Annotated in this window: 21 protein-coding genes, 1 tRNA gene and 1 riboswitch; of the genes, 15 read left to right on the top strand and 7 right to left on the bottom strand. The window is 68.5% G+C overall.

Annotated elements, in window-relative coordinates; all coding sequences use genetic code 11:
- Positions 1-14 precede the first annotated feature (14 nt).
- The 3 genes from ACP26O_RS04760 to ACP26O_RS04750 form a co-directional block, all read right to left on the bottom strand.
- The gene (locus tag ACP26O_RS04760) at positions 15-1313 is read right to left on the bottom strand and encodes an MFS transporter (protein WP_175661003.1); all 1299 of its coding nucleotides are present in this window, start codon (positions 1311-1313) and stop codon (positions 15-17) included.
- Between the two features lie 460 nt (positions 1314-1773).
- Positions 1774-2424, bottom strand: coding sequence for a DUF2968 domain-containing protein (locus ACP26O_RS04755; RefSeq protein ID WP_175664070.1), 651 nt, complete (start codon positions 2422-2424; stop codon positions 1774-1776).
- Positions 2425-2588: 164 nt separating this feature from the next.
- Complete coding sequence (locus tag ACP26O_RS04750) at positions 2589-3785, bottom strand: gamma-glutamyl-gamma-aminobutyrate hydrolase family protein (protein ID WP_175664071.1); 1197 nt, start codon at positions 3783-3785, stop codon at positions 2589-2591.
- Positions 3786-4054: 269 nt separating this feature from the next.
- Between ACP26O_RS04750 and ACP26O_RS04745 the strand changes: the two genes are divergently transcribed.
- From ACP26O_RS04745 to ACP26O_RS04710, 8 genes are all read left to right on the top strand, one after another.
- Positions 4055-4735, top strand: a complete 681-nt coding sequence (locus ACP26O_RS04745; RefSeq protein ID WP_175664072.1) for a GntR family transcriptional regulator — start codon at positions 4055-4057, stop codon at positions 4733-4735.
- Positions 4736-4742: 7 nt separating this feature from the next.
- A complete protein-coding gene (locus ACP26O_RS04740) occupies positions 4743-6119 on the top strand; it encodes an amidase (RefSeq protein ID WP_011656246.1) in 1377 nt (458 codons plus the stop codon).
- A 149-nt stretch (positions 6120-6268) separates the two neighbouring features.
- Positions 6269-6781 carry a disulfide bond formation protein B gene (locus ACP26O_RS04735; protein WP_175664073.1) on the top strand — a complete coding sequence of 171 codons (513 nt, stop codon included), beginning with the start codon at positions 6269-6271 and terminating at the stop codon, positions 6779-6781.
- A 623-nt stretch (positions 6782-7404) separates the two neighbouring features.
- Entirely contained in the window at positions 7405-8409 is a 1005-nt protein-coding gene (gene xdhC, locus ACP26O_RS04730; RefSeq protein ID WP_175664074.1) for a xanthine dehydrogenase accessory protein XdhC, read from the top strand.
- 18 nt (positions 8410-8427) lie between these two features.
- A complete protein-coding gene (locus ACP26O_RS04725) occupies positions 8428-9453 on the top strand; it encodes an adenosine deaminase (RefSeq protein WP_175664075.1) in 1026 nt (341 codons plus the stop codon).
- Positions 9454-9480: 27 nt separating this feature from the next.
- Positions 9481-9864 carry a hypothetical protein gene (locus tag ACP26O_RS04720; protein WP_175664076.1) on the top strand — a complete coding sequence of 128 codons (384 nt, stop codon included), beginning with the start codon at positions 9481-9483 and terminating at the stop codon, positions 9862-9864.
- Entirely contained in the window at positions 9861-11180 is a 1320-nt protein-coding gene (gene guaD, locus ACP26O_RS04715) for a guanine deaminase (RefSeq protein ID WP_175664077.1), read from the top strand. The genes ACP26O_RS04720 and guaD overlap by 4 nt, the downstream gene beginning before the upstream one ends.
- Before the next feature lie 102 nt (positions 11181-11282).
- A riboswitch (yybP-ykoY riboswitch) is annotated at positions 11283-11423 on the top strand.
- Positions 11424-11501: 78 nt separating this feature from the next.
- On the top strand, positions 11502-12074 hold the full coding sequence (locus tag ACP26O_RS04710; RefSeq protein WP_041489770.1) for a TMEM165/GDT1 family protein: 573 nt from the start codon (positions 11502-11504) through the stop codon (positions 12072-12074).
- 74 nt (positions 12075-12148) lie between these two features.
- Here the strand turns inward: ACP26O_RS04710 and ACP26O_RS04705 are convergent, their stop codons facing one another.
- Positions 12149-12850, bottom strand: coding sequence for a DUF4136 domain-containing protein (locus tag ACP26O_RS04705; RefSeq protein WP_175664078.1), 702 nt, complete (start codon positions 12848-12850; stop codon positions 12149-12151).
- 187 nt (positions 12851-13037) lie between these two features.
- On the opposite strand from ACP26O_RS04705, the gene pepN reads away from it, so the two are divergent.
- The 7 genes from pepN to ACP26O_RS04670 all read left to right on the top strand — a co-directional run bounded on the left by pepN (position 13038) and on the right by ACP26O_RS04670 (position 20957).
- A complete protein-coding gene (gene pepN, locus ACP26O_RS04700; RefSeq protein ID WP_426356296.1) occupies positions 13038-15731 on the top strand; it encodes an aminopeptidase N in 2694 nt (897 codons plus the stop codon).
- A 288-nt stretch (positions 15732-16019) separates the two neighbouring features.
- Entirely contained in the window at positions 16020-17039 is a 1020-nt protein-coding gene (locus ACP26O_RS04695; protein WP_012363316.1) for a class 1 fructose-bisphosphatase, read from the top strand.
- Positions 17040-17247: 208 nt separating this feature from the next.
- A tRNA-Thr gene (locus tag ACP26O_RS04690) sits at positions 17248-17323 on the top strand.
- Between the two features lie 170 nt (positions 17324-17493).
- Entirely contained in the window at positions 17494-18303 is an 810-nt protein-coding gene (locus tag ACP26O_RS04685) for a helix-turn-helix transcriptional regulator (RefSeq protein WP_175664080.1), read from the top strand.
- 174 nt (positions 18304-18477) lie between these two features.
- Positions 18478-20226 carry an FAD-dependent oxidoreductase gene (locus ACP26O_RS04680; protein ID WP_175664081.1) on the top strand — a complete coding sequence of 583 codons (1749 nt, stop codon included), beginning with the start codon at positions 18478-18480 and terminating at the stop codon, positions 20224-20226.
- Between the two features lie 5 nt (positions 20227-20231).
- Complete coding sequence (locus ACP26O_RS04675; protein ID WP_175664192.1) at positions 20232-20441, top strand: hypothetical protein; 210 nt, start codon at positions 20232-20234, stop codon at positions 20439-20441.
- Between the two features lie 261 nt (positions 20442-20702).
- Positions 20703-20957 carry a GlsB/YeaQ/YmgE family stress response membrane protein gene (locus ACP26O_RS04670; protein WP_011656234.1) on the top strand — a complete coding sequence of 85 codons (255 nt, stop codon included), beginning with the start codon at positions 20703-20705 and terminating at the stop codon, positions 20955-20957.
- A gap of 84 nt (positions 20958-21041) precedes the next feature.
- Here the strand turns inward: ACP26O_RS04670 and ACP26O_RS04665 are convergent, their stop codons facing one another.
- From ACP26O_RS04665 to ACP26O_RS04655, 3 genes are read right to left on the bottom strand one after another with little or no spacing between them, the layout of a single operon-like run.
- Positions 21042-21524, bottom strand: coding sequence for a TlpA disulfide reductase family protein (locus ACP26O_RS04665; RefSeq protein WP_175664082.1), 483 nt, complete (start codon positions 21522-21524; stop codon positions 21042-21044).
- On the bottom strand, positions 21521-22780 hold the full coding sequence (locus ACP26O_RS04660) for a sialidase family protein (RefSeq protein ID WP_175664083.1): 1260 nt from the start codon (positions 22778-22780) through the stop codon (positions 21521-21523). Before ACP26O_RS04660 ends, ACP26O_RS04665 begins: the two co-directional genes overlap by 4 nt.
- Positions 22768-25122: a TonB-dependent receptor gene (locus ACP26O_RS04655; protein WP_175664084.1), complete on the bottom strand. Its 2355-nt coding sequence runs from the start codon at positions 25120-25122 to the stop codon at positions 22768-22770. The genes ACP26O_RS04660 and ACP26O_RS04655 overlap by 13 nt, the downstream gene beginning before the upstream one ends.
- Positions 25123-25192: the final 70 nt, after the last annotated feature.

Here is a 25192-nt window from a genome sequence, read left to right as displayed (position 1 = left end):
CGGTGCAGACGGCGTCAGGCCGCCTTGTACTGGTTGCGCGCCTCGCGCGTGCGATACAGCACGAGCGTCGCGATCAGCCCGCAAAGCGCCGCGACGCTCAGCCACAGCCCCGGTGCGGCCTTGTTGCCGGTCTGGTGAATCAGCAACGTCGAGATCGCCGGCGTGAACCCGCCGATCGTCGTCGCGAGGCTGTACGCGAGCGAGAAGCCGGCGGTGCGCACGTCGACCGGCATCACTTCGGTCAGCGCGACGACCATCGCGCCGTTGTAAGAGCCGTACAGGAACGACAGCCACAGCTCGACCGCCAGCAGCCGCAGGAACGACGGTTCGGCCACGAGCCACAGCACGGCCGGATAGGCCGACAGCAGCGTGAGCACCGTGAACGCGATCAGCACCGGCCGGCGGCCGATGCGATCCGACAGCGCGCCGGACAGCGGCAGCCACACGAGATTGGACAGGCCGACGCAGACGGTCACGACGAGTGCGTCGAGCGACGACAGGTGCAGCACTTCCTTGCCGAACGTCGGCGTGTATGCGGTGATCATGTAGAACGACACCGTCGTCATGATCACCATCCCCATGCCGGCGATCACGACACCCCAGTTCTCGAGCATCGAACGCATGATCTCGCCCATCGTCGGACGGTGACGCTTCGCGAGGAACTCGTCGGTTTCCTTCAGCGAACGACGGATCAGGAACAGGAACGGCACGATCAGGCAGCCGATCAGGAACGGAATGCGCCAGCCCCACGCGGTCATGTCCTCGGCCGGCAGCAGGCGGTTCAGCAGCACGCCGACAAACGCGGCGAACACGACGGCCACCTGCTGGCTGCCCGATTGCCACGATGTATAGAACCCCTTGTGGCCCTTCGTCGCGATCTCCGACAGGTAGACCGACACGCCGCCCAGCTCGACGCCCGCGGAAAAGCCCTGCAGCAACCGGCCGAGCAGCACGAGCGCCGGTGCGAGCACACCGATCGTCGCGTAGCCAGGAACCCCGGCCACCGTCAGCGTGCCGAGCGCCATCAGCCCGAGCGTCAGGATCAGCCCCTTGCGGCGGCCGTGATGGTCGATGTACGCGCCGAGCACGATCGCGCCGACCGGGCGCATCAGGAAGCCCGCGCCGAACACCGACAGCGACAGCATCAGCGACGCGAATGCGTTGCCGCTCGGAAAGTAGGTCTTCGCGATGGCCGACGCGTAATACCCGTAGACCATGAAGTCGTACATTTCCAGGAAGTTGCCGCTGACGACCCGGAACACGGTGCGGACCTTCGATTCCTGCGCGACTGCGTGTGTTGCTGCTGTGGACATGTTGTTCTCTCGGTTCGGATGGCGCGACATCCGCGCCGTGTGAGCCGGCGATGCGTGTCGCACCGGTCGGCGCGCACGGACATCGCCACCATCCGGCGGCACGTCGCGCGACGATGCGCACGCCGGCATGGCCCGCAAATGATGCCACGCGAAGCCGACAGTTGCCTTGGAGCGGGCCGGCAGTCGCTGTTGCCGACCGCGCATCCGGCCCGTGCGGATCGGACGGATCCTGTCGAAAGGCGCATCAAAGTCGGATCGATCCGATCGACCGATCGCCCCGGCACGAGTCGCAGAGGTGCCCACGCACCGACTTACTTCGACCATGCGTCGCGACTGTCGCACCGCCGCCCAACCGACCTGCTTCGCACGCTTCCCGGCCGACGGCCACCCAATAAAAAACCCGGCGAAGCAGGCTTCGCCGGGTTTCGTTCGTGCGTCGATCCAATGGACCGACCTGTCGTCACTTGCGCGCGGGCAACCCTGTGTCGGCTTGCCGCTGGAGTTGCCGCACCTGCTCCTGCAGATCGCGCAGCTGCACTTGCGCGGCCCGCTTCTCGACCTGCAGCGCCTGCGTCTGCTCCCGCGCCGACTGCTGCCGCTGCGCGACCTCGGCCTGCTGACTGCGCGCGACGCTCAGATCGGCCTGCAGTTGCTGCGCGCGATTCGCCTGCAGCGCGATCACGCGTTCGAGGAACGTCTTCTGCGCCTGCAGTTCGGTGCGACGGATCTCGACGTCCGCGAGCTGCACCGTCTGCTGGACGAAGTTCGCGTACACCCTCTCCGCGCGGCTCTTCTCCTGCGACTTGATCACGCGCCACAGATGCTTGTCCTGGAACAGCGCGACGTAATACGTCATCTCGCGCTGATCGAACATCAGGCTCGCGCCATAGCTGCCGTTGTAGGTGGTGCGCATCTCGACGATCCGCCCGTCTTGCAGCATCTGCGTGAGTTCGGCCACGTTGCCTTGCGCGGCGGCATCCGTCGCGGACGCGGGGGACGCCGTCGCCGGCGCGTCATCGCCGCTCAGGCTCGTCACCGCGGGACGCGTACCGGCAGCGGGCGCGCTCGCATCGGCCGACCATGCTGCGCCCGCGTGCGCGCAGGCGGCCATCGCAACGATCCACGTTGCGCATCGTGCGGGGGAAAATTTTCGGAAGACCAACGTCAGACTCCGGCGAACGAATCGGGAGTCGCGATTATCGTTCAAAACGAAACGGCCGCATCTCGAATTTACGGGATGCGGCCGGCCTTCTCACGACGCGATGCGAGCGCCGGCTACAGGCGCGTTTCGCGTGCCGCGCGCAGGAATGCGTCGAGCAACGGCGTGCAGTCGAGCAGCTCGGAGCCGCCCGCGCGATGAAACTCGGGGTGCCATTGCACGCCGACGACGAACGGCGCGCGCCGGTAGCGGATGCCTTCGATGATCCCGTCGCCCGCCGACACGGCCTCGATGTTCAGATCGCGGCCGAGATCGCGGATCGCCTGATGGTGGATCGAGTTCACGATCGCTTCGCTGCGCCCGGGAAACATGCTCGCGAGCGTCGACGAGTCGGGAAAGCGGATCGAATGGCGATGCTGGTCGTAATGCTCGCTCACGTGCGGATGCGCGGTCGGCACGTCGGTCGCGATGTCCTGGTACAGCGAGCCGCCGAACGCGACGTTGATCAGCTGGCAGCCGCGGCACACGCCGAGCACCGGCTTGCCGGACTCGACGAACTCGTGAAACAGCTCGAGCTCGTACATGTCGCGCACGCGGTCGCCCGGCCATTCGGGGCGCGCATCGGATGCCGCGTAGGTTTGCGGCGACACGTCGGCGCCGCCTTGCAGCAGCAGGCCGTCGAGATGCTTCGCGTAGTCGCGCAGCCGGATGTTGCTCGGGTGCAGCATCCCCTGGTGGCCGACGGTCGGAATCATGAACACGAGCACGTCGCGCGACATCACCCAGTGCGCGATCGATTCCTCGAGATACTGGAGCGTCTTGCCGCGCAACCCCTTCGCACCCGGCTCCGGATGGAAGATCCGCGCCGACACGCCGATGCGCAACGTGCGCTGCGTGATCCGCTGGCCGGCGCGGTCGAACAGCCGGCGCGCACGCGCCGCGACGATGCGGCCGAACACCGACCACGGCGTGTCGCTGTTCTTCAGGTAAGCCGGCGGCGCATTCTGCGCGCTCGCGGGCGGCGGGCGGGGCGTGTCGAAATCGGGCTGTGCGCCAAAACCGGGCGGCGCGGCACCGGCTTTTGGCGCGGCAGTGGGTTCAGCAGTGGGCGTCGTGCCCGCGGCGCCCGGCTCCGACGCCGCCGTGACCGGCGATGCGCCGTCCGCCGCGACATCCTCGGCCGCGGCAGCCTGCGCGACGGAGGGCTGCGTGGCGGGTACCTCCGGCGCGTGTGCCGGATCGGAACGGGTGGAACGGGAAGACGCGGAAGGGGTGCCGGACAGACCGGCCGGGGAAGGCGTGGTTTCGCTCATGACGATGGTCTGGTGCGTCGCTCGCGCGTATTTGGATTGACGAGGATTCATTATGCTTCAGTGCACGATCGCGCGGTAAACCTGCAACATCCTGTCGATATTGTTGCAAGTCGTCGCATGCGGCGCCGGACGCGTCAGAGTAAGTCGTCTGGCGGCCTCAAAGGGTCGCCCCGGTGAACTGGACATCAGTGATATATCACAATAATATTCACGGATTGCCTATCTTCCCTGACCACTCGCGCCATGATCGTGCTCCAGCCGGCCTCCGCATGAACGCCCTGCCCGATGCCCTACCCGACCGCCCCGCCGCCTCGGCGCTCAGCCTCGCCGAGCGCGCGTACGCGCTGATCCAGCGCGACATCATCACGATGCGCCTGAAGCCCGGCGCCGCGCTCAACGAAGCCGACCTCGTCGCACGCACCGGCATCGGCCGCACGCCCGTCCATCAGGCCGTGCACCGGCTGGTGCTCGAAGGGCTGCTGTCCGTGATGCCGCGCAAGGGGCTGCTGGTGCAGCCGCTGTCGCTCGACGACATCGTCGCGGTGATCGACGTGCGGCGCATCAACGAAGCGCACTGCGTCGAACTCGCCGCCCGCCATGCGACGCCCGACGATCTCGCCCGCATCGCCGCGCTGCTCGACGACGGGCAGTCGTGCGTCGACACGCACGACGTCGAAGGCATGATGGAGCTCGACCGCGCGTTTCATCAGGCGATCGCCGCGGCGGCACGCAATACGGTGCTCGCGGAAATCCTGCGCGCGCTGCACGAACGCTCGCTGCGCTTCTGGTTCGTGACGCTGTCCGAACCGCATCACCTGTCCGACGTCCAGCGCGAACACCGCGAACTGTTCGAGCGGCTGTCCGCGCGCGACGCCGCCGGCGCACGCGCGGCCGTCGAGCGCCATATCGATTCGTTTCGCGCCACCCTTGTCCAACATCTTCGCCCCTGAGCCGCCCATGACCACTTTCACGCCCTTCCCCCCGCTCGCCCGGCTCGCCGCCGACCTCGCCGCCGGCCGGACCACGAGCCGCGCGCTCGTCGACGTCGCGCTCGAACGGATCGCCGATCCGTCGGGCCAGGGCGCGGCCGTCTTCACCGAAGTCGACGCCGACAACGCGCGCGCGGCCGCCGACGCGCACGATCGCCTGCGTGCCGCCGGCACCGTGCTGTCGCCGCTCGCGGGCATCCCCGTGTCGGTGAAGGACCTGTTCGACGTCGCGGGCCAGGTGACGCGCGCCGGTTCGCGCGTGCTCGACGGCGCGCCGCCCGCGCAGGCCGATGCGGTCGCCGTCGCGCGGCTCAAGCGTGCGGGCGCGGTGCTGGTCGGCCGCACCAACATGAGCGAGTTCGCGTTCTCCGGGCTCGGCCTGAATCCGCACTTCGGCACGCCGCGCTCGCCGTACCACCGCGACGTACCGGGCGACGCACGCATTGCCGGCGGCTCGTCGTCCGGCGCGGCCGCGTCCGTCGCCGACGGGATGGCGGCCGTCGCGCTCGGCACCGACACCGGCGGCTCGATCCGGATTCCGGCCGCGCTGTGCGGGCTCACGGGCTTCAAGCCGACCGCGAGCCGGATTCCGACGCAAGGCGGCGTGCCGCTGTCGACGACGCTCGACTCGTTCGGCCCGATCGGCCTCACGGTTGCCTGCTGCGCGCTCGTCGACCGGATGCTCGCGGGTCTCGAGCCGCACGTGCCGGCCGCTCGGCCGCTCGAAGGCGTGCGGCTTGGCGTGCTGACCAACTATGTGACGGACGGCGTGGACGCCGACGTCGCCACCGCGCTCGACGCATCGCTGAAGCATCTCGAGGCCGCCGGCGCGATCGTCACGGAAGTGCGCTTTTCCGCGCTCGACCGGCTGCCGGACATCAACCGCTTCGGCTTCTCGCCGATCGAGGCATACGCGTGGCATCGCCCGCTGCTCGCGCAGCACCGCGACCGATACGACCCGCGCGTGCTGTCGCGCATCCTGAAGGGCGAGCCGGCGAGCGCGGCCGACTATCTCGACCTGCTCGCCGCCCGTCAGGCGATGCTGGACGAAGCGGCACACACGGTCTGGTCGCGCTTCGACGCACTCGTCGCCCCGACGGTGCCCGTCGTGCCGCCGCGCATCGCCGAACTCGAAGCGGACGACGCCGCGTTCACGCGCACCAATGCGCTGATCCTGCGCAACCCGAGCGCGTTCAACTTCCTCGACGCATGCGCGCTGTCGCTGCCCTGCCATCCGCGCGACGCGGCGCCGGTCGGCCTGATGCTCGCGGCCGCGCCGCATCGCGACGATGCGCTGCTCGCGATCGGCCAGGCGGTCGAAGCCGTGCTGAACACGATCCGATGACCGCGCAAGCGCAATGACGATGGACGATGCACCGGATGAAGCGGGTGCGGCCGGGTGCCGCACGCGCGCTGTCAGTTTCGTGCCAGATCGTTCGCGCTAAAATCGCGCGATTGTTTATCGGACCGACCAACGACAGGAATCCCGCCGACATGAATGACTCCACGCTCGCACTCCGCCGTGAACGCCGCCTGCTGATGCTGCTCGGCTGGGTGTGCATCGCCTTGCTGGCCGGCGCGCTGTACCTGCAATATGTGAAGAACGAAGATCCGTGCCCGCTGTGCATCATCCAGCGCTACTTCTTCGCGGCGATCGGCATCTTCGCGTTCCTCGCGGCCGGGATACGCAACTGGCGCGGCATCTGGGTGCTCGAGCTGCTGATCGCGATCGCCGCGGCCGGCGGCGTCGGCACCGCCGCGCGACACCTGTCGATCCAGATGAATCCGGGCTTCAGCTGCGGCTTCGACACGCTGCAGCCGATCGTCGACAGCCTGCCGCCCGCCCAGTGGTTCCCCGGCATGTTCAAGGTCGCCGGCCTGTGCGAGACGGTCTACCCGCCGATTTTCGGCATCCTGCTGCCCGGCTGGGCGCTGATCGGCTTCGCCGTGATCCTGGTCGCCGTCGCGTCGAGCCTCTGGCGCCATCGCCGCAAGCTGGCAGGCTGACCGGTCGGGGCCGCGTAGCCGCCCCGTTCGTCCGGCTCCGCCGGCGACGTCCCGCGCGGCCGCATCCTGCCGGCCGCACCTCGCCGGCCACGGCTGGCCGGCCGCGCGTAAACACCTAACCCCGCCGCAGCCCGGATTTCCGGGCGAACGCACATCGCACAACATCCGCGCGACCTCCGCGCGCATGCCCCGCCACGCAAGCGTTTCGGCCCGATGCGCGCGCACCGACGCCCCCGATCCCGCGCGGCGGGCCTATGATCGACATGATCGCTGCCTGATAGCCCGGATCACCGCCCGGTGATGTTCCCGCCGCGTTGCGGTGCTATCTTCGCGACTGGATGGCGATCTACGTGCGCGAGGCCAGGCGGTCTCACCTCCTGCGTAACGCGCGCCCGATCCGCAATGTCGACTGGATTTCTCATGACAACGCACACCATCCGCATCCGTCACCCTCATGGCGTCCGCCCGTCCCGCGGCGTCGTTCGCGCGCGCCCGCGGCGCACCACCGCCGCACCGCATCGACCGTGTGGCCCGCCTGCGTCGCTCCCGTCAGTCCTCGTTATCGCCGCACCCGCCAGCGCGCGCCGCGCGTCGTGCCGCGTCGTCGTGAACGGAGCGTGCTGATGGAAGCGTGGATCGGCGATCTGCAGCAATTGCTCGCGCACGGCGAAGCGGCCGTGCTCGTGACGGTCGCGCATACCGACGGCTCCGCGCCGCGCGAGGCCGGCACCAAGATGCTCGTCACGCGCGACATGGCCCGCCATACGATCGGCGGCGGTCATCTGGAATGGAAGGCGATCGAAATCGCGCGGCATCTGCTGAAGGACGGCGCGCACGTGCCCCACGCGCGCAGGCTCGAACGGCTCGCGCTCGGCCCGAGCCTCGGTCAGTGCTGCGGCGGCGCGGTCGTGCTCGCGTTCGAGCGGCTCGATGTCGGCGACCTCGGCTGGATCATGTCGCTCGCGAAGCGCGTCGCGGCCGGCGCCGCGACCGTGCGTAGCGTATCATTCGGCCCCTCGCCGGGCGCGCCGCTGCTGAGCGAGCCCGAATCGCCCGCCGCGCGTGCCGATTGCCTGCTGTGGGAAACCGGCGGCGTGTCGCTGATGACCGAAACGATCGCGCCGTATGCGTTCCCCGTCATGCTGTTCGGCGCCGGACACATCGGCACCGCGCTCGTGAAGGTGCTGGCGACGCTACCGTGCCACGTGCGCTGGATCGACGGGCCCGCTGCGGCGTTCCCGCCGGCCGAGGCGCTCGCCGGGATCGGCAATCTCGCGATCGAAGCGGTGGCCAGCCCGGCCGACGCCGTCGACACGGCGCCGCCGCACGCGTACTTCGTCGTGATGACGCACGACCACGCACTCGATTTCGCGCTGGCCGAGCGCATCCTGCGGCGCGGCGACTACGCGTACTTCGGGATGACCGGCTCGCGCACCAAGCGCGTGCAGTTCGATCATCGGCTGGCAGCGATCGGCATCGACCCGGCCCAGGTCGCGCGGATGCGCTGCCCGATCGGCGTCGAAGGCATCATCGACAAGGCGCCCGAAGTCATCGCGATCTCGGTGGCCGCGCAGTTGCTGCAGGCCGTCGAGGCGAACGCGCCCGTGCAGGCTTCCCCTACCTTCTGACCGACCAAGAACAACGCCATGACCCCGACATTCAAGGACAAGATTGCCCGCGCACCGAAAGCGGAACTGCACATCCATATCGAAGGCTCGCTCGAGCCGGAACTGATTTTCGCGCTCGCGCAACGCAACGGCGTGAAGCTCGCGTACGAGTCGATCGACGCGCTGCGCGCCGCCTACGCGTTCACCGACCTGCAGTCGTTCCTCGACATCTATTACGCAGGCGCGAGCGTGCTGCTGACCGAGCAGGACTTCTACGACATGACGGCCGCGTACTGCGAACGCGCGCTCGCCGACAACGTCGTCCACACCGAACTGTTCTTCGACCCGCAGACGCACACCGAACGCGGCGTGCCGATCGAGACGGTGGTAGCCGGCATCGACCGCGCGCTCGCCGATGCCGAGCCACGCGGGCTGTCGAGCAAGCTGATCCTGTGTTTCCTGCGCCACCTGTCCGAAGAAGACGCACTCGCGACGTTCGAATCCGCGCGGCCGCTGTTCGAACGCTATCGCCGCCGGCTGATCGGCGTCGGCCTCGACTCGTCCGAGCTCGGCCATCCGCCGGCGAAGTTCGCGCGCGTGTTCGAGAAGGCGCGTGCGCTCGGGCTGAAGCTCGTCGCGCATGCGGGCGAGGAAGGCCCGCCCGCCTACATCCACGAAGCGCTCGACGTGCTGAAGGTCGACCGGATCGACCACGGCGTGCGCAGCATCGAGGACGCGGCGCTCGTCGAACGCCTCGCGCGCACGCGCGTGGCGCTGACCGTGTGCCCGCTGTCGAACCTGAAGCTGTGCGTGTTCGACGACATGGCGAAGCACACGCTGAAGGCGCTGCTCGATCGCGGCGTCGCGGTGACGATCAACTCCGACGATCCGGCCTACTTCGGCGGCTACGTCAACGACAACTACTTCGCGACGGTCGACGGGCTGCAACTGACGGACGCCGAGGTGCACGCCGTGATCCGCAACGGCTTCGAGGCATCGTTCGTCGATGCGGCAGCGCGCGATGCGCTGATCGCGCGTCTCGATTCGTACTGGCAGGCCGCGTGACGGCCGGCATCGAGGTTCGCTAGACAGATGAAACAGCGCGACGACATCCGCTTCGCGACGACCGGTTCGGCCCTGCGCCGCGCCGGCCGCATGCGTGCGCGGCGCCTGCACGCCGACATCGCGCCCGTCGCTCGCGCGGCGACGGCGTTGCGCGTCGTCGTGCACCGAAGCCTGTCGTTGCGGCGCGTCATGCCGCTCGCCGCCGCGCCTGTCGCGATTGCGGCGCCGTCCGCCGGCAACCCCGCGAAGGCGGCCGCGACGCTCGCGTGCGCACGCGCAGTCCGCGGCGCGCCCGCCTTCTCGCGTCGCCGCATCGCGCATGCACGGGCCGCGCCCTTCAAGCCGTCGCCCGCGCGGCACCGACCGTTTTCTTCTGTTCGCCTTACCTTGATGCAGGACCATTCGTCGTGACGCAAACCGCTTTCCGTTCCCAGCTGCTGACCTTCAACGGCGACCCGGCGCAGTCGAGCCAGGCCGCGAACCACGAGACTGACGGCCTCCTGATCGTCGACGACGGCAAGGTCGTCGCGGCCGGCCCGTATGCGCGGCTCGCCCCGACGCTCGCGCGCGACGCGATCGTCCACGACCTGCGCGACAAGCTGATCGTGCCCGGCTTCATCGACACGCACATCCACTATCCGCAGACGGACATGATCGCGTCGCCGGCCCCCGGCCTGCTGCCGTGGCTCGACAAGTACACGTTCCCGACCGAGCGCAAGTTCGGCGATCCGGAACATGCGCGCGAGGTCGCCGACTTCTTCGTCGACGAACTGCTCGCCTGCGGCACGACGAGCGCGCTCGTTTACTGCACCGTGCACAAGCAGTCGGCCGACGCGCTGTTCGCGGCGAGCGCTGCCCGCGACGTGCGGATGATCGCGGGCAAGGTGCTGATGGACCGCAACTGCCCCGAGTTCCTGCGCGACACCGCGCAATCGGGCTATGACGACAGCGCCGAGCTGATCGGCCGCTGGCACGGCAACGGCCGCCAGCTGTACGCGCTCACGCCGCGCTTCGCGCCGACGTCCACCGAGGCGCAGCTCGAGGCGTGCAGCGAACTCGCGCGCCGCCATCCGGACGTGTTCGTGCAGAGCCACGTCGCGGAAAACGTCGATGAAGTGAAATGGGTCGCGGAGCTGTTCCCCGGCCACCGCAGCTATCTCGACATCTACGATCGCTACGGGCTGCTGCGTCCGCGCGCGGTGTACGGCCACTGCATCCACCTCGACGACGAGGACCGCCGCCGGATGGCCCAGACGCGCACCGTCGTCGCGCACTGCCCGACGTCGAACTTCTTTCTCGGCAGCGGACTGTTCGACTTCGACAAGGCCGGCGAATACGGCGTGCCGGTCACGCTCGCGACCGACGTCGGCGGCGGTACGTCGTTCTCGATGCTGCAGACGATGAACGAGGCGCACAAGGTCGCGCGGCTGTCGGGCCACCACCTGAGCGCGACGCGGATGTTCTGGCTCGCGACGGCCGGCGCCGCGCAGGCGCTCGATCTCGCCGATACGGTCGGCACGCTCGCGCCGCGCACCGAGGCCGACTTCATCGTGCTCGACCCGCAGGCCACGCCGCTGCTCGCGCGCCGCACGAAGCGCGCGGATTCGCTCGAGGAACTGCTGTTCGCGTTCGCGCTGCTCGGCGACGATCGCGCCGTGTACCGCACGTACGCGGCCGGCCGGCTCGTGCACGAGCGCGGTGCCGCCCGCCGCGCCGCCGCCGCGTAACGCGCGCGCGTTTGCCCGCTTCCTCCCCCGCTCCGGCGTGCGCCACGGCGCATCCCGGAGCCGCCGGATTCGCTCCGCCCGCCGCACGCACCGTGCTAGAATTCGGCCCTCATTGGGGAGTAGCCGCTCCGCTCGATGTCCCGCGCTTCCGGCGCGCATCGTGACGGAGGCGTCCGTCAACAGACTTGGCCGTTCATCGGCCATGGCGGACGCAGCCACCGAGGCCTGGCGAGACCGATGGTTCACTGCGCGCCGCATCAGGGCCCGGCGCGCGGCGGATCGTCGCTCGCACGCACAACATCGGCCCGTGGAACCCCATACGTGTCTCAAGCCTTCCTGATCTCCACCGGCGCCGTCGCCCTCGCTGAAATCGGCGACAAGACCCAACTGCTGTCCCTCGTGCTGGCCGCGCGCTATCGCAAGCCCGTGCCGATCATTCTCGGCGTGCTCGTCGCGACGCTCGTGAACCACGGCTTCGCCGGTGCGTTCGGCGAGTGGCTCGGCATACTCGTCACGCCGTCGATCATGCGCTGGGCGCTCGCGTTCTCGTTCATCGCGATGGGGTTGTGGATCCTCGTGCCGGACAAGCTCGATGCCGACGAAGCCAATGCGACCCGCTCGCGGCTCGGCGTGTTCGGCGCGACGCTCGTCGCGTTCTTCCTCGCGGAAATGGGTGACAAGACGCAGATCGCGACCGTCGCGCTCGCCGCGCGCTTCCAGGATTACATCGGCGTGGTGGCCGGCACGACCTTCGGGATGATGCTCGCGAACGTGCCCGCGATCCTGCTGGGCGACCGTTTCGCGCACCGGCTGCCGACCAAGCTGGTGCACGGCATCGCGGCCGTGCTGTTCGTCGTGCTGGGCGTGCTGGCGTTGCTGGGCGTTGGGTTCTGACACATACGACGCAAACAACGCACGCAGGCAGGCAGGTGGCGCGGCCGGGCGGCCGCGCCGGTGTCGACAACGCGTTACTTCGCGACCGCCGCACCCGAGGCCGACACGGCCGGCACCGCACGCTCGTTGGCGGCCGGCGCCGCGGGCCCGCCGCGCTTGTCGACCGGCAGCCGCACCGTGCGGATCGCGCCGTTCGCCAACGGGAAATCGGCGAGCGCGCTGCGCGCGAGGAACGGCATCGCATACAGCAGCGCACCGTTGTCGCCGGTGGTGCGCGCGCTCACGTTGTAGACCTCCTTGCCGGTCGCGCGCTCGGTGATCCGGATGCCGAGCGTGTAGTCGAACACCTGGTAGGTCTGCGCGACATAACCGGCCGGCATCGGCCCCCAGGGCCCCCACGGGCCCCACGGCCCGCCCCGCCAGTACGGCCCCGGGCCCGCGAACCACGGGTCGTAGTAGACCGGCTGCGGCACCGTCACCAGATCGCTGCCGACCCCGTAGGTCAGCCCGACCAGATAGCGCGCCTGCGCGGCCGGCACCGGCCGGAATGCGTACGCGGACAACTCGTTCGCGACGATCGGCTCGTAGGTCGACTGCTCGATGCTGTGCTTCTGCGCATCGGTGCGCGTGAAGGCGTAAGTGCGTGTCGCGTCGCTGCCGCTCCAGTCGGAGAAGGCCGTGACCTGCGTCGTCACGTAGCTGGTGCAGCCCGTCAGCAGCGCCACGCACAGCACCGCCGCCCAGCCCGCACCGCGTTGAATCCATTCGCGTTTCATGTCGATCCTCGTCGATCCGTCATCCGTCCGTCGCACCGCGCGAACCGCACGGGATGCCGATAATACGCGGACTCCCCGAACCGGTAAAAAGTTCGCTGCGGCGCGCGGCCGCAAGCCTTTGTACAATGGCCCGATTCGCCCGGTCCGCGCTGCGGGTCCGATCCCCACCCCTCCGATCTCGACGACCATGTCCGACAACGCCTCCTCCACCGTGATCCGCCGCGCCGACTACACGCCGCCGGCCTTCCTCATCGATTCCGTCGCACTCGAGTTCGATCTCGCGCCGGCCCGCACGATCGTCAGGAATACGATGCGCGTGCGCCGCAATCCGGACGCGGCGCCCACCCCGCATCTGGAGCTGATGGGCGAAGCGCTCGAATTCCTCGGCGCGCAGCTCGACGGCGCGCCGTACGGTGCGGTGCGCGCGCACGAACACGGGCTGACCGTCGAAAACGTGCCCGACGCGTTCGAGCTCACGCTCGAGAGCGCATGCGCGCCGGACCAGAACACGACCCTGTCCGGCCTGTACGTATCGAGCGGCAACTTCTTCACGCAGTGCGAGGCCGAAGGCTTTCGCCGCATCACCTACTTCCTCGACCGGCCCGACGTGATGGCCTCGTACACCGTCACGCTGCGCGCCGACAAGGCCGCCTATCCGGTGCTGCTGTCGAACGGCAACCTGGTCGACTCGGGCGAGCTGCCCGACGGCCGCCACTTCGCGAAATGGGAAGACCCGTTCCGCAAGCCGAGCTACCTGTTCGCGCTCGTCGCGGGCAAGCTCGTCGCGATCGAGGAGAAGATCACGTCCGGCTCCGGCAAGGAAAAGCTGCTGCAGGTGTGGGTCGAACCGGCCGATCTCGACAAGACCCGTCACGCGATGGATTCGCTGATCCACTCGATCCGCTGGGACGAGAAGCGCTTCGGTCTCGAGCTCGATCTCGACCGCTTCATGATCGTCGCGGTCGGCGATTTCAACATGGGCGCGATGGAGAACAAGGGGCTCAACATCTTCAACACGAAGTACGTGCTGGCGAACCCCGAGACCGCGACCGACACCGACTTTGCGAACATCGAGTCGGTGGTCGGCCACGAGTACTTCCACAACTGGACCGGCAACCGCGTGACCTGCCGCGACTGGTTCCAGCTGAGCCTGAAGGAAGGCCTGACGGTGTTCCGCGATCAGGAGTTCTCGGCCGACATGGCGGCGGGCGACGACGTCGCATCGGCGGCCCGCGCGGTCAAGCGCATCGAGGACGTGCGCGTGCTGCGCCAGTTGCAGTTCGCCGAGGACGCGGGCCCGATGGCGCATCCGGTGCGTCCGGAAAGCTACGTCGAGATCAACAACTTCTACACGATGACCGTCTACGAGAAAGGCTCGGAAGTCGTGCGGATGTACCAGACGCTGTTCGGCCGCGACGGGTTCCGCAAGGGAATGGACCTGTACTTCCAGCGCCACGACGGTCACGCGGTGACGTGCGACGACTTCCGTCACGCGATGGCCGACGCGAACGGGCGCGATCTCGCGCAGTTCGAGCGCTGGTACAGCCAGGCCGGCACGCCGCGCGTATCGGTGCGTACCGCTTACGACGCGGCCGCACGCCGCTACACGGTCACGCTTTCGCAGGGCTACGGCGACGCGTCGCCGGCGGCGCGCGACACGCAACAGGGGCCGCTGCTGATCCCGTTCGCGATCGGCCTGATCGGCCGCGACGGCCGCGACCTGCCGCTGCGCGTCGACGGCGAAGCCGCCGCGTCGGGCACGACGCGCGTGCTCGAGTTCACCGACACCGAGCAGACCTTCACGTTCGTCGACGTGCCGGAACAACCGCTGCCGTCGCTGCTGCGCAATTTCCCGGCGCCGGTGATCGTCGAGTACGACTACAGCGACGACGATCTCGCGTTCCTGCTCGCGCACGACAGCGACCCGTTCAACCGCTGGGAAGCCGGCCAGCGCCTCGCGACGCGCGCGCTGCTGACGCTCGCCGCGCGCGCCGCCGCGAACCAGCCGCTCACGCTCGGCGAGAATTTCGTCGCCGCGTTCCGCCGCGTGCTGACCGATGAAAACCTGTCGCCCGCGTTCCGCGAACTCGCGCTGACGCTGCCGTCGGAAACCTATCTCGCCGACCAGATGGCGGAATCCGATCCGGCTGCCGTGCATCGCGCACGCCAGTTCGTGCGCCGCCAGCTCGCGACCGCGCTGCGCGCCGAGTGGCTCGCAGCGTACGAGCAGCACCAGACGCCGGGCGCGTACGAGCCGACGCCCGAAGCGTCCGGCCGCCGCGCGCTGAAGAACCTCGCGCTCGCGTATCTCGCCGAACTCGAGGATCCGGCCGACGCCGTGCGCATCGCGACCGCGCAGTACGACGCCGCGAACAACATGACCGATCGCGCCGCCGCGCTCGGCGCGCTGCTGTCCGCCGCGGCCTCGGGCGCGAACGACGCGGCCACGCATGCGCTCGACGACTTCTACCGTCGCTTCGAGAAGGAAGCGCTCGTGATCGACAAGTGGTTCGCGATGCAGGCCGCGCAACGCGGCACGGCCGCCCAGCCGACGCTCGCGAAAGTCCGCAAGCTGATGGCCCACCCCGCGTTCAACCTGAAGAACCCGAACCGCGCACGCTCGCTGATCTTCAGCTTCTGCGCGGCGAACCCGGCGCAATTCCACGCGGCGGACGGTTCGGGCTACGCGTTCTGGGCCGAGCAGGTGCTCGCGCTCGACGCGATCAACCCGCAAGTCGCCGCGCGCCTCGCCCGCTCGCTCGAACTGTGGCGCCGCTTCACGCCGGCGCTGCGCGACCGGATGCGCGAAGCGCTCGAGCAGGTCGCGGCCGGCGCGAAATCGCGCGACGTGCGCGAGATCGTCGAGAAGGCGCTCGCGTAACGGCACGTACGCGGTTCGCGTCGCGTTCCCGCGTGCAGAAGCCGGCGCCGCTCCGTTGCGGCGCCGGCTTTTTAATCGGCTGAAGGTTCGCGGGGTCGGAGCCGGAGAGCACGTTCGACCGCTGGCAGTGGCGCCGTCGCAGGCACCGGTCCGCCGCGCCGCGCACGCCGGAACCCGGCCGTACCGGCCGCCCGGCCATGTAACCGGACGAAAAAAGCCGGCGGCGCGGGAGGCGCGGCGGGTAAAATTGCGGGCATTCAAGGATTCTTTGGCCTTTCGGAGTCAGTCATGTCCATTGCCCGTCGCACCACGCTGTCGAAGTTCCTGATCGAACAGCAACGCGAGACCAACAACCTCCCCGCCGACCTGCGCCTGCTGATCGAAGTCGTCGCACGCGCGTGCAAGGCGATCAGCTACAACGTGTCGAAGGGCGCGCTCGGCGAAGCGCTCGGCACCGCCGGCAGCGAGAACGTGCAGGGCGAAGTGCAGAAAAAGCTCGACATCCTGTCGAACGAGATCCTGCTCGACGCGAACGAATGGGGCGGCAACCTCGCCGCGATGGCGTCGGAGGAGATGGAAACGTTTTTCCCGATCCCCGCGAACTATCCGCGCGGCGAATACCTGCTCGTGTTCGATCCGCTCGACGGCTCGTCGAACATCGACGTGAACGTGTCGATCGGCACGATCTTCTCGGTGCTGCGCTGCCCGGACGGCAAGCAGGCCACCGAGGAATCGTTCCTGCAGCCCGGTACGGAGCAGGTCGCGGCCGGCTACGCGGTGTACGGCCCGCAAACGGTGTTCGTGCTGACGACCGGCAACGGCGTCAACTGCTTCACGCTCGACCGCGAAGTCGGTTCGTGGGTGCTCACGCAAAGCAACATGCAGATCCCGGCCGATACGCGCGAATACGCGATCAACGCGTCGAACGCGCGCCACTGGTACGAGCCGGTCCAGCGCTATGTCGACGAACTGAACGCCGGCAAGGACGGCCCGCGTGGCGACAACTTCAACATGCGCTGGATCGCGTCGATGGTGGCCGACGTGCACCGGATCCTGAACCGCGGCGGCATCTTCATGTACCCGGCCGACAAGCGCACGCCCGATCGCCCGGGCAAGCTGCGCCTGATGTATGAAGCGAACCCGATGTCGTTCATCGTCGAACAGGCGGGCGGCGCCGCGACGACGGGCACGCAGCGCATCATGGAAGTGCAGCCGACCGGCCTGCACCAGCGCGTGCCGGTCTTCCTCGGTTCGAAGAACGAAGTCGAGCGCGTGACCAGCTATCACGCCGAAGGCGAAGGCAAATAAATTTGCCCCGCAGCACTGGACGAAGGGGCGAGACGTCAGTACAATCGCGCCTTCGCGATGTGGCCCTGACAGGCTGCGTCGCAGTGAAGTGAAAGCGGGAAGTCCGCCGGATCGATGGTTTCGTGAAGCAGCGGCAGCAAGCTGAAAAAATTTCGCAAAACCTATTGCCAAGATCTCGGATTTGACCATATAATTTCATTTCTCTGCTGCCGGTGTAGCTCAGTTGGTAGAGCAGCGCATTCGTAATGCGAAGGTCGTAGGTTCGACTCCTATCTCCGGCACCAAGACATAAAGGCCTGACAAGCATCGCTTGTCAGGCCTTTTCTCTTTTTCAGCCGCGTTTTCCGATTCACGAAATCGCGCGCCCCGTCATTTCCGCTTGCGGGCATCCCCCGACTCCCGCGTCGCGTACCGCCGATTACAATCGTCGGGTTCCCCTGCCCTCCCCTGCATCATGCGCACCTGGCGTCTCGAGCGAGCGAACCTCAGCGGGCAACTGGACGTGTCCCGCGCGACCGGTCTCGTCGCCGCGATCGGCGGCAGCGAGCCGAACGCGTTCGCCGCCGAAATCCTGAAGCTGTTCGACGATGGGCTGTCCGTCACGCAGTGCACGATCTTCGCGTACGAGTTCGGCAACCGGCCGCGCACCGTGTCGGTCGCCGATCATCGCGGCGGCCGCTACCTGCGCGATGTCGCCGACACCTACGCGCGACACTTCTATGCGCTCGACGGCAACCAGACGATCGTCTCGGCCGCCGGTCGCGGCCCGCACCACCGCGACGTGCTGCTGCATCAGCAGGCCGGCGACGAGATCGGTCACGACGCGTATCGCGCGGCCTGCTATCGCGGCCCCGACGTATCCGATCGCCTCGCGCTGCTGATGCAGCCGAACGACTCGACCTGGTTGTCGATCAACCTGTATCGCGCGCATCGCAGCGGCGCATTCCAGTCGCGCGAGATCGCAGCCATCGAAACGCTCGCGCCGCTGATCGCGCAGGCGGCGCAACATCACTACGCGCTCGCGGGCTCGACGCAGATCGGCATCCCGCAACTGATGCTCGCGCGGCTGCGCGGCGCCTGTCCGGCGTTGTCCAAGCGCAAACTCGACGTGCTGCGCGGTGTGCTCGAAGGCCTGAGCGCGCGGGAAATCGGCGACACGATCGGCGTGAAGGCGTCGAGCGTCGTCACCTACCAGAAGCGCGCGTACCGGCGTCTCGGCATCTCGAGCCAGCGCCAGCTGTTTGCGCTGTGCCTGCAACCGTGAACGGCGCGCGCCGATCCTGAACGCGTCGGGGTAAATCCCGACCCGCCGCCAGCCGTTCGCCGTACCCGGAATGGGGACAGCGGTGACCGGCGCGGCTTCCATACTGCATCGACCCGCCGCACGCGTCACGTCATCGCGCGCGTGCGTCCGATCACTGCAACCTGGAAGCCACCGATGGGCATCGAATTCAAGCCATATCCGTTCGTCGCCGCGCGTCATGCGGCGCACCTGCCGGCCTGCAGCGACGGTGTCGACACGCAGCGGCACCGCGTCGCGATCGTCGGCGGCGGGCCGGTGGGCCTCGCCGTCGCACTCGGCCTCGCCAACCACGGCATCCGCAGCGTGCTGCTCGAAGCCGACGACTCGGTCTGTCACGGCAGCCGCGCGATCTGCATCTCGCGACGCAGCCTCGAGATCATCGAGCGGCTCGGCGCGCTCGACGACTTCCTGCGCGTCGGACTGCCGTGGAGCGGCGGGCGCAGCTTCCATCGTCGCGACGAAGTGCTGCATTTCACGATGCCGCAGGACGAGAACCAGAAGCTGCCGCCGATGGTGAACCTCGCGCAGTATCACATCGAACAGTTTCTGCTCGATGCCGCGCTGCGCCGCCCCGAGCTCATCGAGATCCGCTGGCAGGCGAAGGTCGCGGGCGTCACGCGCTACCCGGACGGCGTGCGCGTCGACATCGAAACGCCGCTCGGCGGCTACGCGCTCGATGCCGACTGGATCGTCGCGAGCGACGGCGGGCGCAGCACGATGCGCGAGGCGCTCGGCCTGTCGCTTCAGGGCACAAGCTACGAAGGCCGCTACGTGATCGTCGACATCGCGCTCGACAGCGACCGGCCGACCGAACGGCTCGCGTATTTCGACCCGCCGTCGAACCCCGGCTCGACGGTGCTCGTCCACAAGCAGCCCGACAACGTGTGGCGGATCGACTACCAGCTGCGCGACGATGAGGATCCCGAAGCGGCCGTGAAGCCTGACAACGTGATCCCGCGCGTGCAGAACCTGCTCGACATGATGGGTGAACGCGGCGCGTGGTCGCCGATCTGGATCACGATCTACAAGGCGAACGCACTGACGCTCGAACGCTACCGGCACGGCCGCGTGCTGTTCTGCGGCGACGCCGCGCACCTCGTGCCGATCTTCGGCGTGCGCGGCGCGAATTCGGGCATCGACGACGCCGACAATGTCGCGTGGAAACTGGCGTACGTGATTCGCGGCCTCGCGTCGGACACTCTGCTCGACAGCTATTCGGACGAGCGGGTGTTCGCGACGCACGAGAACCTGCGCTACGGCACCAAGAGCACCGAGTTCATGGCGCCGCCGTCGTTCGCGTTCGATCTGATGCGCAAGGCCGTGCTGACACTTGCTGTGCGGCATCCGGCGTTGCGTTCGCTAATCAATCCGCGCCAGACGACGGCCATCGCCTACACGGCGTCGCCGCTCAACGCGGACGAGCGCGATGCGTTTTCGGCCGGACCAGCGCCCGGCACGGTGCTCGCGGAATGTCCGTTGATGCTGCAGGCGGCGTCGCGCGTCATCGGCAACGCCGGCAGCGCACGCCGCGGCCATCTGACCGATCTCGTCGGCCCATGCTTCACGGCGTTGCGCTTCACGCGCGATGGCGCACCCGATCCGTCGTTCACCGAACTCGAGCGCCACCTGCACGACGCCCGCATACCGTTCGCGCTGGTGACGCTCGCGCGGCATGCGCCGCCGCAACATCCGGGATGCGACGGCTACGATGCGGACGACCGGCTGTTCGAGCTGTACGGTGCACGCGACGGCACCGTCTACCTCGTGCGTCCGGACGGACACGTGCTCGGCCGCTGGCACGACGCACGCCCCGCCGACCTGAGCGCAGCACTCGAGCGTGCGCTTCATCCGCGCACGTCAGCCGATCTTCAGGAGAACGCATGATGACCATGACCGACACCGAACGCGACATCCTCTACACCGACCTGTGCCGCGCGATGACCCGCATCGGCGAAACCGACGCCCCGCTCTTTCTCGCCCGCTTCGCGCTGCTGGCGATCGAGACGATCGGCGATACGGCGACCGTCACCCGCCTGATTGCAGATGCCGGCGACGGCCTGCCCGATACGGGCGCACCGGCGCCAGCCTGCGGACAATGACGCAGGACACGCCGCCGGGCAGACATCGCCACTCCTTACGAATTCATTTCGCCGCGCATCGTTTGCGCACCCGTCGCGCCGTAGGCAGACGAATCCCCTGGAAAAACCCGTTAAGGGTGCATAACATTACTTAACGATTCCGACCCGTCTATCGCGTTACATTGCGTGGGCGGCGCGGCGGGTCGCATGCCGCCTTCCTGCAGCTTGCGGCGAAACAGCCGACGTCCGGTCATTTCGACTCAATACAAGGAGAGGATCACCATGACTCATGGCTTGATTATGTGGCTCATCATCGGCGCGATCGCCGGCTGGCTGGCAGGCCTGCTCGTCAAGGGCGGCGGGTTCGGCCTGATCGTCGACATCATCGTCGGTATCGTCGGCGCGGTGATCGGCGGCTGGCTGGCCACGATGCTCGGTATCGGCATCGGCAGCGGATTCATCGGCTCGGTGATCGTCGCTGTCATCGGCGCCGTGATCCTGCTGTTCGTGATCCGGCTATTCAGGCGCGCGGCCTGACGATCTTCTCGCGCGCCTTCGGGCGCGCGCTCGTTCGTTTTCGCATCGAAGCGGCGCGCGACATCCCGCGCGCCGCCTGCCGTTTCAGCGGCGCTTGCCGCGCTGCAACCAGCCGTCGAGCACGTCGGTCGTCAGCAATCCGCTGCGCGCTTCGCGTGCGCCATCGCGACCGATCCACACGGTACGCGGCATTTCTCCCCGCCATCCCGCATCGAGCGCCGCCCGCAGACGCTCGGGCATCGGCTCCGCGTTCGCATACTGCGCGACCTGCGGCGGCAGGTTCATTTGCGCGAGCGCCTGGGCGATCGCAGCGCCGTTGTCGTCATAAGCGTCCATCGCGACCATCGCGAGCTGCACATCCGGATGCCGGCGCTGCCACGCGACGAGATGCGCGGCGTTCTCGCGGCAGTATCCGCAATCGAGCGACCAGATCTCGACCGCGAGCGGCCGTTCGTGCGCCGTCGCATACAACTTCGCGACCTCGGCCGCGCGCAGCGGTTGCAGCTCGCCGGCCCACGCCGGCAGGCTCGCGAGCACGGCGCCGATCAACACCATCAGCCGTTTCATTGCGCGCCCTCCACGGGAATCAGCCGGTAGCCGTCGTTACGCGTACGCCACGACAGGTAGATGCGCCCCGCGTCGTCGAGCAGTTGCGGATTGTCGCTCGCGCCCGACGTCGACGCGATCACGCGGGGCGCCGACCAGTGCTCGCCGCGATCGTCGGAGCGGCGCAGCTTGATCTGCATCGTGTCGCCGTCGAACGCCTTCCACGCGAGCCAGACGACGTCGCCGTGCGCGACGAGCGCCGCATGCGATGCCTGCTCGGCCGGCACCGCCGGATTCGCGCCGAATGCCCACGGCGTGCCGCGCGGCTGGCCGTCGGCGCCGATGCGCGAGTAGAACACGTCAGCGCGGCCATCGACGACGCCGAACCACGCGATATGACGCGTACCGTCGGGCGTGATCGCAAGCGCCGGCCCGTGCTCGGGGCAGGCCTCGACATGCCAGTTCGAGAACGTCGCGCGCACCGGCACGACGGGCTCCGACGCCGACACGGGCAGCACCGCGAGCGCATGGTCGCGGATCTGTCCGGGGAACACGTTGCGCCACACGCCTTCGATGTGTCCGGCCGGATCGATCGCCATCGCGATGCGGCAGCATTCGCACGTATGGTCGGTCACCTTGCGCTCGGGCTCGAACGACGCGCCGCCGTCGCGCGACACCGCGTAGTACACGGCCGCGCCCTCGTACGCGTGCCCCGCCGCCTTGGCCGCGACGAGATCGCGCTTGTCGATCCACGCGATCGCGATGTTGCCGGCCGGATCGACGGCCATCATGTCGAAGCGATGCGTGATCGGCTGCCGGTCGCGATGCACGGTGACGGGCATGCTCCAGGTCGCCCCGCCGTCAAGCGAGCGCGAGAAGCGCACCATGCCGGTGTACGGCGCATCGAGCGGCATCGACCACGACACGTACACCGCACGGCCGTCGGGGCTCGTCGCGATCTTTGGCCGATTCTCCGCGCTCGTGTAGATCGGCTCGGGCATCGCGTTGACGGTCACGGGCGCGGACAGCGTGCGGCCCGCGTCGTCCGAGTGCGCGACGACGACGTGCGCGCCTTCCACCCATGCGACCCACAGCCGGTGCCGCGCGTCGAACGCGGCGCCGGTCGCGAGCGGCTGCTTCTGTTGCGCCGGCGCAGCCTGCATGCTCATGTGCGCGGCATGCGGATCGGCGGTTTTCGGTGCGTCGTGCGCGCCGGCGGGCGACAGCGCCGCGAGCCAAAGCGCGCAGCCTGCCGCGAACGATTTCACAGCGACCATTTCAGTTCTCCAAAGAAAGTGCGGCCCGGATACGGGTGGAACACGTAGTAGCGGCGGTCCGTCAGGTTGTCGATGCCGACCGATGCGGTCCAGTGACGGTCGAACCGGTAGCGCGCCTTCAGGTCGACGACCGTGAAGGTGCTCGTGCCGCCGTACACGTCCGGATTCACGTCGCTGTTGTCGAGCGTGTTGAACTGGCGACCGGAGTACCGGACGCCGACGCTCGCGAGCCAGTGCTCGTCGAAGCGGTACGACGCGAGCAGGTTCGCGCGCATGCGCGGGATGCGCGGAAAGCGCGAGCCGACGTATGCGGGATTCGCGGTGTCGGCCAGGATCTGCGCATTGCTCGCCGACACGTTCGCGTCGATGTCGAGCCCGCGCAGCCCGACGTTGCGGCCGCTGAATCCGAGTTCGACGCCGCGCACGCGCACGCGATCGACGTTCGAGATGTTGGTGACGGTCGACGCGCCCGACACCGTCGTCTGGCTGTAGATCGAATCGCGCAGGTCGCTCTGGAACACGCTCGCGCGCACGATGCCGACGCCCACGTCACGCTCGGCCGTGAAGTCCCAGTCGATCGCCTTTTCCGGCCGCAGGCTCGGGTTGTTGTTGACGATCGCGTTGTTCGAGATCGTGCCCTGGAACAGCTCGCCGACCGTCGGGAAGCGCGTGCCCGTCGCGAACGACACCCGGAAACGCCAGACGTCCGTCGCGTCCCACTGCAGCGCGACTTTCGGCGACAGCGCATTCGCGCCGCGGTCCGCGTAACCGACCGTGCCGCCCGCGTTGCCCAGCGCGCCGCCGTATGCATCCCAGCGCTCGTAGCGCAGGCCGAGGGTCGCGAGCCAGCCGGGCGCGAAGCGCCACGCGTCCTGTGCGAACAGCGCCTGCGTGCGCGTGTCGCCCTGGTAGACGCTCGCGAGCGAGGTAGTCGGCCCGGCCAGCCAGTCGGCCGTGTTGTACGTGACGTTGCGCAGGAAATAGTTGTCGTAGTGATAGCCGAACGTGAACGTGTGGCCCTTCACTTCCGGCGCCTCGGCCTTCAGGTCGAGCGTGCGCCAGCCCGTGCCGTCGCCCAGGAACAGCGTGCCCGCCCCGCCCTGCGCGGTCGATGCCGCGCGCAGCACGTCGCGCGACACGTCGTAGGCGGACACCACGCCCGACAGCCGCCAGCCCGAATCGAGCCGGCCGTTCAGGCCGAGCGCGTACAGCCAGTTCTCCTGGTCGCCGCGCTGCGGCGCGAACGCGCTCGGCGCGACGGTCACGTTCCGGCCGCCGATCGACACGTTGCCGCCGTAGACGGGATTGCCGGCTGCGTCGCGCAGGAAGGTTTCGCCGTGCTGCCGGTAATGGTTCTCCCAGTGCCCCAGCGTCAGCGTCGCGTCGACGCGGTCCGTGAACGCATAGCCCATCCGGACCGTCTCGTTGAGCTGCTCGGTACGCTCGATGTTCTGCGCACCGACGATCGTGCGCGGCTTGCCGTTGGGTCCGATGTCGGTGGCCGCGCCTGTGACGGGCACCGCGGCGCCGAGCTTCGGGTTGTACGTGGAATTGGGGCTTGCATACTGCATCGGCTGACCGTCGTTCTCCAGCCGGTCGAGCGACAGCGAGAACCAGAATTTGCCGATCCGGTTCGCGATCCGCGCGGTCTGGTGGTTGCCGCCGAAGCTGTCCGCCAGCCCGTAGCCGTCGTGATAGCGCTGCGTGAAGAACTGCGTCGACAGCGACGCCTCGAGTTTGTCGGGCCGCCGCGTGGTCAGCAGCACGGTCGAGCCGATCGCGTTGCCGGGGTACAGCGCAGAAAAGGGGCCATACAGCACGTCGACGCGCTCGATATCGTTGGGCGCGATCAGCGACCAGCGCGGCGGGTACGCATAGCTCGAGCCGAGCAGGTTCGACAGCAGCAGGCCATCGGCATACACGAGCCCGCGCGCACTCTGCAGTTCGTTGAAGTCGCGGCCGGCGAACACGCTGTTGCGGTCGCCGATATAGCGCTTGCGAACCATCAGGTTCGGCGCGTACTTCAGCGCGTCCTCGGTCGTGACGTTGGTGTGCGCGTCGATCTGCTCGCGCGTGATCGACTCGACGACGGCCGGCGTATCCGGATCGACGGGTTGCCGCCGGGCGGCGACGCTGACCTCGGTCAGCGTGTCGCCCGGCGGCGCGGGCACGACCGCGGCAACCGATGCGGCGCGGCCGGCCGGGTTGCCCGAGCCGCCGGGCGCCGGCTCGGCGGACGCGCCATCGATCGCAGCCGCCTGTGCGGCAGGCAACGCAAAAGCGGCCGCGCACGCGAGCGCGAGCCGACCGCGCGACGGCCGCGCGGCGAAGGTGAACGACATGGATGAATTCCTGAAAACGTGACCGGGAGCCGCCGCACGCGCGCCGACGCGCCGCGCGCCTACGGCGCGG

The sequence above is a fragment of the Burkholderia sp. R-40 genome, from assembly GCF_049942845.1.
In the GTDB taxonomy this organism is placed as follows: domain Bacteria; phylum Pseudomonadota; class Gammaproteobacteria; order Burkholderiales; family Burkholderiaceae; genus Burkholderia; species Burkholderia ambifaria.
Note: the sequence above shows the minus strand (reverse complement) of the source record. Positions and strands in the feature narration are given on the sequence as shown.

What these genes read in the sequence shown, in the direction of transcription:
- ACP26O_RS04760 (WP_175661003.1), bottom strand. Translation starts at nt 1,313, where the DNA reads ATGTCCACAGCAGCAACACACGCAGTCGCGCAGGAATCGAAGGTCCGC.
- ACP26O_RS04755 (WP_175664070.1), bottom strand. Translation starts at nt 2,424, where the DNA reads ATGGCCGCCTGCGCGCACGCGGGCGCAGCATGGTCGGCCGATGCGAGC.
- ACP26O_RS04750 (WP_175664071.1), bottom strand. Translation starts at nt 3,785, where the DNA reads ATGAGCGAAACCACGCCTTCCCCGGCCGGTCTGTCCGGCACCCCTTCC.
- ACP26O_RS04745 (WP_175664072.1), top strand. Translation starts at nt 4,055, where the DNA reads ATGAACGCCCTGCCCGATGCCCTACCCGACCGCCCCGCCGCCTCGGCG.
- ACP26O_RS04740 (WP_011656246.1), top strand. Translation starts at nt 4,743, where the DNA reads ATGACCACTTTCACGCCCTTCCCCCCGCTCGCCCGGCTCGCCGCCGAC.
- ACP26O_RS04735 (WP_175664073.1), top strand. Translation starts at nt 6,269, where the DNA reads ATGAATGACTCCACGCTCGCACTCCGCCGTGAACGCCGCCTGCTGATG.
- xdhC (WP_175664074.1), top strand. Translation starts at nt 7,405, where the DNA reads ATGGAAGCGTGGATCGGCGATCTGCAGCAATTGCTCGCGCACGGCGAA.
- ACP26O_RS04725 (WP_175664075.1), top strand. Translation starts at nt 8,428, where the DNA reads ATGACCCCGACATTCAAGGACAAGATTGCCCGCGCACCGAAAGCGGAA.
- ACP26O_RS04720 (WP_175664076.1), top strand. Translation starts at nt 9,481, where the DNA reads ATGAAACAGCGCGACGACATCCGCTTCGCGACGACCGGTTCGGCCCTG.
- ACP26O_RS04705 (WP_175664078.1), bottom strand. Translation starts at nt 12,850, where the DNA reads ATGAAACGCGAATGGATTCAACGCGGTGCGGGCTGGGCGGCGGTGCTG.
- pepN (WP_426356296.1), top strand. Translation starts at nt 13,038, where the DNA reads ATGTCCGACAACGCCTCCTCCACCGTGATCCGCCGCGCCGACTACACG.
- ACP26O_RS04695 (WP_012363316.1), top strand. Translation starts at nt 16,020, where the DNA reads ATGTCCATTGCCCGTCGCACCACGCTGTCGAAGTTCCTGATCGAACAG.
- ACP26O_RS04685 (WP_175664080.1), top strand. Translation starts at nt 17,494, where the DNA reads ATGCGCACCTGGCGTCTCGAGCGAGCGAACCTCAGCGGGCAACTGGAC.
- ACP26O_RS04680 (WP_175664081.1), top strand. Translation starts at nt 18,478, where the DNA reads ATGGGCATCGAATTCAAGCCATATCCGTTCGTCGCCGCGCGTCATGCG.
- ACP26O_RS04675 (WP_175664192.1), top strand. Translation starts at nt 20,232, where the DNA reads ATGACCGACACCGAACGCGACATCCTCTACACCGACCTGTGCCGCGCG.
- ACP26O_RS04670 (WP_011656234.1), top strand. Translation starts at nt 20,703, where the DNA reads ATGACTCATGGCTTGATTATGTGGCTCATCATCGGCGCGATCGCCGGC.
- ACP26O_RS04665 (WP_175664082.1), bottom strand. Translation starts at nt 21,524, where the DNA reads ATGAAACGGCTGATGGTGTTGATCGGCGCCGTGCTCGCGAGCCTGCCG.
- ACP26O_RS04660 (WP_175664083.1), bottom strand. Translation starts at nt 22,780, where the DNA reads ATGGTCGCTGTGAAATCGTTCGCGGCAGGCTGCGCGCTTTGGCTCGCG.
- ACP26O_RS04655 (WP_175664084.1), bottom strand. Translation starts at nt 25,122, where the DNA reads ATGTCGTTCACCTTCGCCGCGCGGCCGTCGCGCGGTCGGCTCGCGCTC.